The 11,716-nt window shown below is 67.5% G+C and carries 9 protein-coding genes and 1 pseudogene; 6 read left to right on the plus strand and 4 right to left on the minus strand.

What is annotated here, in order from left to right; translation table 11 throughout:
- From OG734_RS01610 to OG734_RS01625, 4 genes and pseudogenes are all read left to right on the plus strand, one after another.
- Window positions 1-1,035 carry an ABC transporter permease gene (locus OG734_RS01610; RefSeq protein ID WP_330285646.1) on the plus strand — a complete coding sequence of 345 codons (1,035 nt, stop codon included), beginning with the start codon at window positions 1-3 and terminating at the stop codon, window positions 1,033-1,035.
- 91 nt (window positions 1,036-1,126) lie between these two features.
- Entirely contained in the window at window positions 1,127-1,828 is a 702-nt protein-coding gene (locus tag OG734_RS01615; protein ID WP_330285647.1) for a FadR/GntR family transcriptional regulator, read from the plus strand.
- A gap of 281 nt (window positions 1,829-2,109) precedes the next feature.
- Window positions 2,110-2,282, plus strand: a pseudogene (locus OG734_RS01620) (response regulator transcription factor); the annotation flags it as partial.
- 319 nt (window positions 2,283-2,601) lie between these two features.
- Complete coding sequence (locus OG734_RS01625) at window positions 2,602-4,545, plus strand: alpha-L-fucosidase (protein ID WP_330285648.1); 1,944 nt, start codon at window positions 2,602-2,604, stop codon at window positions 4,543-4,545.
- Between the two features lie 266 nt (window positions 4,546-4,811).
- On the opposite strand, the gene OG734_RS01630 is transcribed toward OG734_RS01625, so the two are convergent.
- The 4 genes from OG734_RS01630 to OG734_RS01645 all read right to left on the minus strand — a co-directional run bounded on the left by OG734_RS01630 (window position 4,812) and on the right by OG734_RS01645 (window position 8,431).
- Window positions 4,812-5,726 (minus strand): PhzF family phenazine biosynthesis protein, encoded by a 915-nt coding sequence (locus tag OG734_RS01630; protein WP_330285649.1) that lies wholly within the window; start codon window positions 5,724-5,726, stop codon window positions 4,812-4,814.
- A gap of 362 nt (window positions 5,727-6,088) precedes the next feature.
- Entirely contained in the window at window positions 6,089-6,787 is a 699-nt protein-coding gene (locus OG734_RS01635; RefSeq protein WP_330285650.1) for a 2-phosphosulfolactate phosphatase, read from the minus strand.
- A gap of 139 nt (window positions 6,788-6,926) precedes the next feature.
- A complete protein-coding gene (locus OG734_RS01640; protein WP_330285651.1) occupies window positions 6,927-7,565 on the minus strand; it encodes a nucleotidyltransferase domain-containing protein in 639 nt (212 codons plus the stop codon).
- A 221-nt stretch (window positions 7,566-7,786) separates the two neighbouring features.
- Entirely contained in the window at window positions 7,787-8,431 is a 645-nt protein-coding gene (locus OG734_RS01645) for a dihydrofolate reductase family protein (protein WP_330285652.1), read from the minus strand.
- 511 nt (window positions 8,432-8,942) lie between these two features.
- Here OG734_RS01645 and OG734_RS01650 point away from each other — a divergent pair.
- Both OG734_RS01650 and OG734_RS01655 read left to right on the plus strand, forming a co-directional pair.
- Complete coding sequence (locus OG734_RS01650; RefSeq protein WP_330285653.1) at window positions 8,943-9,209, plus strand: hypothetical protein; 267 nt, start codon at window positions 8,943-8,945, stop codon at window positions 9,207-9,209.
- 582 nt (window positions 9,210-9,791) lie between these two features.
- The gene (locus OG734_RS01655; protein ID WP_330285654.1) at window positions 9,792-11,213 is read left to right on the plus strand and encodes a non-reducing end alpha-L-arabinofuranosidase family hydrolase; all 1,422 of its coding nucleotides are present in this window, start codon (window positions 9,792-9,794) and stop codon (window positions 11,211-11,213) included.
- Window positions 11,214-11,716 lie beyond the last annotated feature (503 nt).

Consider the following 11,716-nt stretch of genomic DNA (forward strand, 5'->3'; position numbering starts at 1 on the left):
ATGTCCGCCACCACAGATCTCACCGAGCCCGCAGTGAGCACGGCCGAGCCGGCCGCCGCGCGCCGCCGGGTCGACTTCGGGCGTTTCCGTGAACTGTCCCTGGTCCCGGCGATTCTCGTCCTCGGCCTGATCGGGTTCATCGTCTCGCCGGCCTTCCTGACCGCCGACAACCTCATCGGTGTGGCCCAGCAGTCCACCGAACTGAGTCTGCTGGTACTCGCCACGACCTTCATCCTGATCGCCGGACGGATGGACCTGTCGCTCGAGTCCACCATCGGTGTGGCTCCCGTCATCGCCGTGTGGCTCGTCCTGCCGAGCAGCGGCGGCCGGTTCAACGGGCTCGGCCTCTTTCCCGAGTGGACGGCGGTCCCCCTCTGTCTGCTGGTCGGCGCGTTGATCGGTGCCGTCAACGGCTTCCTCATCCTCAAGCTGCGCCTCAACGGATTCATCGTCACCCTCGGCGCCCTGACCATGCTCCGCGGCCTGCAGGTCGCCCTCTCCGAGGGCCAGTCCATCGTCGAGCTGCCCTCCTCCTTCACCTACCTGGGCAAGACGTCCTGGCTGGGCATACCCGCCGCCATCTGGGTGTGCGCGCTGCTCTTCGCCATCGGAGGCAGCGCGCTGGCCTGGCTCCGTCACGGCCGGGCGCTGTACGCGATCGGCGGCAACGCGGACGCGGCCCGCACCGCGGGCATCCGCGTCGACCGCATCGTGTGGATCGTCCTCATCCTCGGCAGCGTCCTCGCCGCGTTCGCCGGCATCCTCTACAGCGGCCACTACGGCTCCATCTCCGCCACCCAGGGCAGCGGCTGGATCTTCCAGGTCTTCGCCGCGACCGTGATCGGCGGGGTCAGCCTCAACGGCGGCAAGGGCTCCGTGTTCGGTGCCCTCACCGGCGTACTCACGCTCCAACTGGTCGTGAACGTCATGACGCTGGCGGGCGTACCGCCGCTGTGGAACCAGTTCCTCAACGGGGCCATCATCATCGTCGCCTTGATCATCTCCCGGTTCGCCTCCGGCGAGAAGCAGGAGTAACCACGTACCGCAGGCGGCTCCGTCGGCCCCGAGCCAGGCCCGGCGGAGCTGCCGGCGGCCTGCACGTCCCCCCACTCAGAGAGGCACCCTCGTGGCACTGACGGACGAGGCGATCGACAAGATCAAGGCGATGATCGTCGCCGGCGAGCTCGCGCCCGGCTCCCGGCTGCCCAAGGAGGAGATCCTCGCCGGACAGCTCGGCTTGTCCCGGAACTCGCTGCGCGAGGCCGTCCGGGCGCTGACCGCCATGCGAATCCTCATCACCCGGCAGGGCGACGGCACATACGTCTCCAGCCTGGAGCCTCATCTCCTGCTGGAAAGCCTCACCTTCGCCGCCGACGTCTCCCAGGGCCACACTGCTCTGCAGTTGCTCCAGGTACGACGACTGCTCGAACCCCAGGCGACAGGGCTGGCCGCCGCGCTACTGGACGAGAAGAGCCTCCAGGAACTGCGCAACATCCTCGACCGGTCCCGGACCGTCACCACCGTGGAGGAGTTCGTCGCCCACGACACCGCCTTCCACCTCAGGATCGTCGAGGCCGTCGGCAACCCCGTGCTGTCGATGCTGCTGCAAGTGCTCTCCACCCGCACCCAGCGGGTCCGCATCGTCCGTGGCAGCCAGACCAGTCAAGCTCTCAGCAACGCCCACCAGGACCACGAGCAGATCCTCAGCGCGCTTCAGTCACGCGACGCCCTGCTCGCCGCCTCCGCGGCGACCGTCCACATCACGGCTGTGGAGCAGTGGCTGGCCACCAGTCTGACCGACGACCCGATACGAGCGATCGACGACTGACCGCCCGCTCCTCGGCCTTCGCGCCGACCGGTCCGAGGAACGGGGCTGGGACGCCGTCATGCCAAAAGGGCAGAGGTCGCTGAGGCGATCGCGAGCGACGCCGACGACTGCAGCCGACTCGGTGTGGACTCGGCCACCGCTACGACTCGGGCACGCTGCTGTCCGACGGCACATCCGCACCGGCGCGAACCCGGCGGCCGTACCCGCGTCCTCATCGTGACCGGCGATGCCGTCGTGGCCCGGGCCTGACCCGGCGTCTCCTGGACGCCTACCATCGGCCAGGCTGGACGAACACCGAGATCACCGAACGGCTCGTCCTCAGCGGGTCCACGGTGAGGAAGCACGTCGGCCGGGTCCTCGCCAAGTCGGGGCCCGCGACCGCATCCAGGTCGTGATCACGGCGTATGACACCGGCCTCGTCAGGGCCGAACCGTTGCCCTGGAGCCTCTGTTGAACCAGGAGGCGAGAGCAAACATGCCATGTCTACCTAATAATGAATGGGCGATATACGGCTCAAAGCAGTCAAATAGACCTCGCTGATCGGCTTTTCATCCCTCCACCCCGTTGACATTCCGGTGTTACATGCCCGAGCTTCATGCGTAACACCTGGCGCCCGAGACCCGTGAGTGTCACGGCACCTGTGTCTCCTCCGTACCAAGGACGTGCTCGCGCACTTCGGTGGGCATGCGCTGTCCCTTTCCCTGCAGTCGGAAAGGATTCGGCTCCTTCGGAACGGTTCTACGGCGCTGAAGCCACGAAACGAGAGTGAGAGCATGTCGCCAGGAAACCTGTCCCGCCGTACGCTGCTCGGGGCCGCCGGCGCCGCTGCCGCGGCGACTGTGCTGCCCGTCGTCCCCGCCTTCCCGGGCCTGCTGTCCGAGGCGGCGGCCGCAGACTCCCAGACCAACCTGAACAACCTGGTGAACATGCGGTTCGGCATGTTCAACCACTTCAACATGGGCACGTACACCAACGAGGAGTGGGCCGCCCCGAACCACGACCCCGCCCTCTTCGCCCCCACGGCCGTGGACTGTGCCCAGTGGGCGGCCGCCGCCGCGGCGGCGAAGATGAGCTACGGCGTGCTGACGACCAAGCACCACGACGGCTTCTGCCTCTGGCCGACGGCGTACAACAACTACAACGTCGCCAACAGCTCCTACAAGCAGGACATCGTCGCCCAGTACGTCGACGCGTTCCGGGCCAAGGGCCTGAAGGTGGGCCTGTACTACTCGATCTGGGACCGCACCTACAGCGTGCAGGCGTACGACAGCCGGCACGGCGTCGCCGCCGACCAGACGATCCAGCCCGGTGACCTCACCTACATGCTGAACCAGATCACCGAACTGCTGACCAACTACGGCACCATCGACATGTTCATCACCGACGGCTACGCGTGGCAGATGGGTCAACAGGCCATCTCCTACCAGCGGATCCGCGAGCACGTGAAATCGCTCCAGCCGGACATCGTCATGATCGACCACGGTGGGCTGTCGGTACCGTTCCTCGGCGACGCGATCTACTTCGAGGAGCCGTTGGGCATCACCTCGCCGACCGGAAACACCTACGCCTCCCTGCAGGGGCAGACGATCAGCAACGGATGGTTCTGGCATCCGTCCACGCCGACCGAAGGCCTGATGAGCAAGGCGTCGATCCTGTCCCACCTGGCTGACCTGGAACCGAAATACACCTCGTTCATCCTCAACTGCCCGCCCAACCGCAACGGCAGGCTGGACACCAACGTCGTCAACCGGCTCGCCGAAGTCGGGGCGGCATGGAGCCCCAACACCTCCAGGGCACCACTGCCGACGCAGATGCCACGCGCCGAGCACCCCGTGACACCCGTCAGCGCCTACGCGACCGGATTCCATACCGGCGAGGGCCCGATGAACGCGATCGACGGGTTGAGCGACAAGGACGTCGAGACCTGCTGGTCGACGTGGGGACTGTCCCCGTCCCTGCCCCACTCGATCACGATGGACCTGGGTGGGGTCTGGAGCAACGTCTCCACCCTGGAGTACCTGCCCAAGCAGTGGAACCGCAGCAACTCCACCGACGGCGACATCACTTCGTACACCATCTCCACCAGCACTGACGGCACGACCTTCACCCAGGCCGCCACTGGTTCCTGGGCCGGCGACCGCGTCACCAAGGTTGCCGAGTGGAGCGCCAGGAACGTGGGCTTCGTACGGATCCAGGCCACCGCCGGCACCGGCGGATACGTCAACGTGGGCGCCGTCAGGATAGGCGGCAGGACCGCCAGGCCTGCCCTGGTGTCGCGCGTCCTGCCGGGTGACGGAACCGTCTGTCGCCTGGTCAACCGCAACAGCGGCCAGGTGGCCGACGTGTACGAGAACCGGACCGCCAACGGCACGAGCATCATCCAGTGGCCCTGGCTGAACAGTCCCAACCAGAAGTGGACCTTCGCCTCCACCGGCGACGGCTATTACAAGATCAAGAGCGTCAGCAGCGGCAAACTCATGGAAGTGGCCGGCCTCTCGCGTGTGGACGGCGGCCTGGTGGGCATCTGGTCGGACGACAGTGTCTTCCAACAGCACTGGGCTGTGACGCCCACCGGTGACGGCTACTACTACCTCACCAACCGGCTCAGCGGACTGTCACTCAACGTCGACGGCGCCTCCACCACCAACGGCGCCGGCATCAAGCAGGAGACGTACAACCGGGGAGCCCAGCAACAGTGGCAGATCATCACCGTGTGATACCTCGGTAGGCCGGGGACATCCGTTCCGCCCGACGATTCCTCGACAGGAACGGTGGCAGCAGGGGCCTGAACCACAGCCGTCCGCCACGGTTGCGCCTTCTGGCATCACGCCACTGCCCACCCCGCTTCGGCGTCATGCCCGCGTCGCCCCCTGGCGCACGCGGAGCGTGGCGATCCGAAGGTGCGGAGTCAAGTAGGCCGCAGTGTCGCCTAGTTCGGCTTTGGTCAGCACTCCTCTGTGATCCACGGTGGCCGGTGCAACGATCAGCGAATCGTGCCTTCGCTGCCGGCATGTCCGGCGCTCTGGTTGATGCGCGTTCCCGCGCCGCTGACCCTCACACGCGGGTCGCCCGCGCGCAGCGTCACTGTGAGTTCGCCGGGGCGGCCCAGGTCCTCGCCCTGGTGCAGAGTGAGGACGGCGTCCTCGCCGACCAGGCCGAACTCACGGGCGTACGCACCGAACGCGGCAGCCGCGGCGCCGGTCGCCGGGTCCTCGACGACGCCGCCGACGGGGAACGGGTCACGGGCATGGAAGGTGGTGGCCGACTCCCGCCACACCAGTTGGACAGTGGTCAGATCCAAGCGGTGCATCAGGGCTTCGAGGCGCGCGAAGTCGTACGCGAGATCTGCCAGGCGGGCGCGAGTCGCCGCCGCCAGGACGAGATGGCGGGCGCCCGCGAAGGCGATACGGGGCGGGAAGGCCGGGTCGAGATCGACGGCCGGCCAGCCGAGCGCGGCGAGCGCCTCCGCGAGGTCGGCGTCGGCGATCTCCTCGATCTGCGGCTCGACGCTGGTGAGCGTGGCCCGGAGCGCCCCACCCTCCTCGACCACCACCACCGGTACGGTGCCGGCTCGCGTCGCGAACACCAGCTCGCCGGGGCCCGTTCGCTCGGCGAGCGCAATGGCGGTCGCGACAGTGGCGTGCCCGCAGAACGGCACTTCAGCCTTGGGACTGAAGTAGCGGATGCTGTACGCCTGCCCCTCCTGGCCGCCGAGACCCTCCGGGGGTGCGGTCAGGAACGCGGACTCCGAGTATCCGAGGTCGGCGGCTATGGCCAGCATGTCGCTGTCGTCCAGGCCACTGGCGTCCAGAACGACGCCGGCGGGGTTTCCACCCTCGGGCACGCTGGAGAAGGCGGTGTATCGCAGCACTTCGGGCCGCGGCGTATTGGTCGTCATGCTGGTGGCAACGCGGGGCGGGGTGGTGACTGTTCCCGGGCGCCGGTGGAGAGGGAAGGCACAGCTGCTGGATGCGATCGCCCTCTGCCGGCAGCCGGGCAGTCCGGCGTGCCCGTAGTCGCCAAGTATGGAAATCCGTGAACTCGCAGAGCGAAACTCTTCTGCGCCCAGGCGCCTTGAGCGCATACGCCCGAGTCTCGCGTCCGCATGGTGGGTGCAATCCGATCCGAACCGCAGCCGCGCCGTCGGTCTGGCATGCACCACTGAGCGCCGCCCCAACCACCGCCATCGGGACAGCAGTTGATACCGCAAGTCCGACAGCGCGCTCGCTTTCGCATGCTGAAAGCAGAACTCTCCAGCGATCAGAGCGGGTCCTCTTCAGTCAGCGTAGGCATCGCGCGTGGACGCAGGACCATGAGCGAGCCTTCCAAGGTCGCCACCATGGCAAAGGGGAACCGGTCGACCTCAAGACAGAGCGCGACATCATCAGGATGGACTCCTTGGCGCACGCCCTCCGCCAACTCGGCGGCGGCGCGCGATTCGCCGGCGCGGCGGAGGAACTCAGCAGCGTCCGTCCCAGCCTCGGTGGCTCTCCGAGCTATGTATTGAGCACATGCCAGGTCTTCATCGGCCTGCCCGTCTTCGCCGGTGACCACGAACGTGACACTGCTCTCGCGCGTCCGCAAGACCTGTGCCGTTGCCTCCGCCACCGCAAAGCTGGCGCACAGCACCAGCGACGCCTCCTTGACCGCGAGGGCGCCGACCGTCCCTGCCGTGGTTTTCTGCACAACGGTCCGTCCGTGAAGGTCGACAGACCGCAGCATGCCGGGCGAGTTGACCATGTCGAACCCGGGCGCGGGCGGGCCGTCCTTGAGCGCCATCCAATCCGGGTGGCGGGCCTTGAGCGCCAGGGCTTCGTCCAGCGACTCAGCAAGAACGATCTTGTCCGCCCCCTGGGCAAAGGCCCAGGCAGCCACGGTGAAAGCACGCATGACGTCGACCACGACCGCCACGGACGGGGCTTCGACCAGATCAGAGATGCCAAGGAAACGAGCGTCCATTCGATCATGATCGCGCATACCCGATCCGAGGCACCCGGAGAGTGACGCGCATCATATTGGGGCGCCGCACTGAGGTTGGTGACGGCATCGGCTCGACAGTCGTGGCCGCCCGGCTCGTCCCAGGGCGCGGCCGACGCCGCTACCCCGCCAGCTTCGCCAGCCACGGATGCCTGGGGTGCACGCGTTCCAGCCACCCGCTGAGGGCGTCCCTCCGCGCCCGGCCCAGTAGCGGCAACACACCGTCGAAGTCCGCCTGGTCCTTGGGCCGTGGCGTCTTCGCTTTGAACAGCAGCACCAGCTCCGGCACCAGGTAGGGGATCCCGTCCGCCGTCCGCTCGACAATCGCCTCGTACGGCAGCCGCAGTCCCTCGTCCCGTCGGCAGATCCACATCCCGCCCACGTGCGGCTCGCGGAAGACGTCGAACAGGAACTGACCGCTTGCCGGATCCCGCAACCAGGTCTGGTGCGTGGCCGCCAGCGCCTCAGCTCCAGCCTCCGCCCAGACGCGCCCGGAACCCACCGCGTCAAACACGCACTCGGGAAAGCGATCCCGAATCTCCGGGAATCCCGCAGCGGGCACCGCGATCTCCAAATCGCCGTGCGGTCGCGTCTGCCTCCCACGGAACAAATCCAGCGCCCATCCGGCCGCGATGCACCAGGGCGCATCGACCCCACCCAACCGCTCCGCGACCTGTTCCGGCCGCCAAGCGTCCGCCCAACAGGCGTCCAGTTCGTCCGCGTCGAGCACCACGCCACCGGGCGGCAGGATTTCGGTCACCGGCACAACCTACTTCCGCCGCTTCGAGTCGGCCGTACGCGTACGTCGATGACCACCCCGAAGCCGTCGCGGCCGGAGCGATCGGAGCGATCGGAGCGATCGGAAAGGACCAATAATTGGGCGCGCATGTTCTCCAAGGAGACTGGTCCCAGGGAAACCCTGGCGAACGCAAGTCACCTCTCACCTGTGGCAGGGCGTCCCGCAGGTTCGCCCCTTGGGCTTCAGTCGTCGCTCCCGACACCGCGGTCCTGTGCGCTCATGTCCCCCGTCGCGGGGGTGCCGTCGGCGAGCCCGTAGCGGAGGTACACGGTGCCCTTCGGACCGGCTGTCGGCGCTTCGAGGAGTGTGACGTTCGTGGGCACCGCGCCGGCGTCGAACACCTTCTTCCCGACGCCGAGCACGATCGGGTGCACCCAGAGGTCGAGACGGTCGAAAAGCTTCTCGCGCAGGAGGGTCTGCACCAGATTCAGGCTCCCGACCACTTTCACGTGCTCGTGCCGGTCACGGATCTCGCGCACCGCGCCGGCCAGATCCGGGCCGAGTTGTGTGGACCCGGCCCAGGAGAGGTCGGGCTTGCCGCGGGACGCCACGTACTTCGGGACGCTGTTGAAGAGCGTGGCGATCTCGTTGTCCTCGCCGCCCTTCTGGTGCGGCCAGTAGGCGGCGAAGATGTCATACGTCCGCCGGCCGAGCAGGAGGGCGTCCGTGCCCTCGTACGCGGCACCGACCTGCGCCCCGGTGACCTCGTCCAGCAGGGGCGCCTGCCAGCCGCCGAACGGGAACCCCACCGGGTCCTCGTCGGGGCCGCCGGGCGCCTGCCCGACGAGGTCGAGGGTCGCGAACATCTCGATGTGGATGAGGCCCATGACTTACTCCCGATGGGTTGGTTGTCTCGGTCGGGAGGTAGACCTGTGTGCGCCGGCAGACTCATCGCGGCGACGGCACCGGGTTTCGTACTCGTCGACCGCCTCGCCCGGTGCGTCGGCCACCACCCCGCCTCGCGTCCGTTTCCTCGAACAACACATACCGGCCGATCTTGAAGCGCGCAACGCGGTGCCCTGCTTGAGCAGCCGCACCGCTGACAACCGGAGCCGGCGAAATCACGAAGAAGGCGGGGCCGGTCAGCCAGATCGGGCCGCCGTGCCCCCGTCGGCGAGTTCAAGGACAACGGCCGCCAGTTGCCGTGACCGTCACCGGTTGCAGTGATGGAAGCCCTGGCCTGTCCTGCGGCCCAGCATGCCGGTCTCGACCAGGTGTCGCAGCAACGCCGGCGGGGCGTAGCGGGACTCCCGGTATGGCAGTCAGCATCCTGCGGCTCGCCGGAGACAGGTTGGAACTCGCCCGCGGGCGCTCGCCGCGCTGAGTGCCGCGCAAAGGGTGACCGGCGAGGCCGAGCAGCCTCGGCGAGCGCTGTACCAGGCCCTGCAACTGGGCGATCTGTGCGGCGCGCGGCGGCTGCAGCGATCCCTGCCGCACCGCAGCAGCGAGGAGGCACCGGCCTGTACGACCGTTCTTCCGCAAGATCCGCTCAGTGCGGCGCAGCGACGGGCGCATCCCCTGACCCGCGTCCATCGCAAGCTCAACGTCACCAGCCGCACGGACGCGCCCTGCCAGTTCCGGACACTGGCCGTCGGATCCGCTTGACCGATCTCGCGGCCGGCAGGCCCTGCACGTGGTCGCCGACGTCGCCCTGATCGGCATCCACGACAACGGCATCTTCCAAGCACACGCGGGCGCGGGAGGGGCATGTCTTCGGGTGAGCTCTGGCGAATGTTTCGGCATTGCTCGCGAATCTTGCGAGAGGCATTGACGCCGTTCACCGGTTCCCTATCATCCAATTGCTCGACACTTCGCTCCCCGTTCGACATAACGAACACGCCAGAGCCGCTCCACTCGGACAGCAAGGCACCGCAGGGTCACGCCCACCGCAACGGCCGAGCCGCAAGGGGCATACAGCACGATGCATATGTCATGGACGCATCAAGATATCTCTCGCCGTCACACCCGGCGGCCGCTCCCGCCCCCGGCACGGCCCCCGCGGCTGCCGCGGCGTACCCGATCAACGTCCGATTCAGGCCGGTGAGTTTCGCAGTAGGCCGAAGAGTCCGAGCGCCACCGGTGTCAGCCCGGTGTCCACGAACCGCTACGAACCGCACCACATCGACAGTCCGGACAGCCTCGGACGGGGCCAACCGGAACCGCTTGCTCAAGGATTACGAGGTCCCCATGCGCAGACGAAGTTTCAGCCGCGGGCATCTGTCCGTGGTGCTCGCCGCAGTGATTGTGGCCCTGGTCGCGTTGGCGGCGACGCTCGTCGCCAACCCGGCTCAGGCGGCCTCCAGCGGCGCCTTGCGCGGTGTTGGTTCCGGCCGGTGTCTCGATGTGACGAACGCCGGCCAGACCGACGGCACGTACCTGCAGATCTCGGACTGCTCGGGCGGGACCAACCAGCAGTGGACCTCGACGGACAGCAACCAGCTGACCGTGTACGGCAACAAGTGCCTGGATGTTCCGGGCCATGCCACCACGGCCGGTACCCGGGTGCAGATCTGGACCTGTAGCGGCGGCGCGAACCAGCAGTGGCGGGTGAACTCCGACGGCACGATCGTCGGCGTCGAGTCCGGGCTGTGCCTCGACGTTACGGGTGCCGGTACGGCCAACGGCACGGTGGTGGAGATCTGGACGTGCAACGGCGGCAGCAACCAGAAGTGGACCGGCCTGTCCGGGACGCCGCCGGGTGGTACGTGTGCTCTTCCGTCGACGTACCGGTGGACGTCGACGGGTGCGTTGGCGCAGCCGGCGAACGGGTGGGTCTCGCTGAAGGACTTCACCAGCGTGGTGTACAACGGCAAGCACCTGGTCTACGCGTCGAACGTGGCGGGATCGTCCTACGGCTCGATGAGGTTCAGTCCCTTCACGAACTGGTCGGACATGGCGTCGGCCGGCCAGGCCGGGATGAGCCAGGCCGCGGTGGCGCCCACGCTGTTCTACTTCGCGCCCAAGAACATCTGGGTGCTGGCGTACCAGTGGGGTTCGTGGCCCTTCATCTACCGCACCTCCAGCGACCCCACCAACCCCAACGGCTGGTCCGCGCCGCAGCCACTGTTCACCGGCAGCATCTCCGGCTCCGGCACCGGCCCGATCGACCAGACCCTGATCGCTGACGGCCAGAACATGTACCTGTTCTTCGCCGGTGACAACGGCAAGATCTACCGGGCCAGCATGCCGATCGGGAACTTCCCGGGCAGTTTCGGCTCGTCGTACACGACGATCATGAGCGACACGCAGGCCAACCTGTTCGAGGCGGTGCAGGTCTACAAGGTCCAGGACCAGAACCAGTACCTCATGATCGTTGAGGCGATGGGCGCGAATGGGCGCTACTTCCGCTCGTTCACAGCCACCAGTCTGAGCGGTTCATGGACCCCGCAGGCCGGCAGTGAAAGCAACCCCTTCGCAGGCAAGGCAAATAGCGGTGCCACCTGGACCAACGACATCAGCCACGGTGACCTGGTCCGCAACAACCCCGACCAGACCATGACCATCGACCCCTGCAACCTGCAGTTCCTCTACCAGGGCAAGTCCCCCACCGCGAGCGGCCCCTACGACCAACTGCCGTGGCGGCCAGGTGTCCTCACTCTGCAGCGCTGACCTGCCTGATCCAGGATGATCGCGATCTGGTGCGGTCTGCCGGCGCGTAGACGAGCGGTTCGCAGGGTGGACAACTCCATCTGCTGACCGATACTCACCGCCTCAAGGGACCCCAGCCGTGCGTCGGCTGGGGTCCCTCTCTTTTGTGGACTTTCATCGTGGGTACGGTCCGAAGCACTACGACGCCACCGGGTACCGCTTGCCGGCGTGAGCGTCGCGGGCCGCAGGACGTCGCGCCGCAGGGCCTCGGGCCGCATGACGACGCCCTTGCCGTCGACCTGGAGGACGAGCGCGGTGGCGGCGGTCAATCGCCTCTCCGGCATGGTCGTAGGAGTTGCGGACGACATCGAGGACGGCAAGAGAACACAGACCGCAGGAGTGCAGGCCGGCGGGCAGCGAGAGTTCCGCGTCGAGGGGGTGCACGCTGGTCCGGGCCTTGGCCCGCCAGGCGCACCGCGTCACAGTGGCTGTACCGAACACGCAGACCAGCGGGCGGGACCGGA

Origin of the sequence: Streptomyces sp. NBC_00576, assembly GCF_036345175.1 — a bacterium.
Classification (GTDB): Bacteria; Actinomycetota; Actinomycetes; order Streptomycetales; family Streptomycetaceae; genus Streptomyces.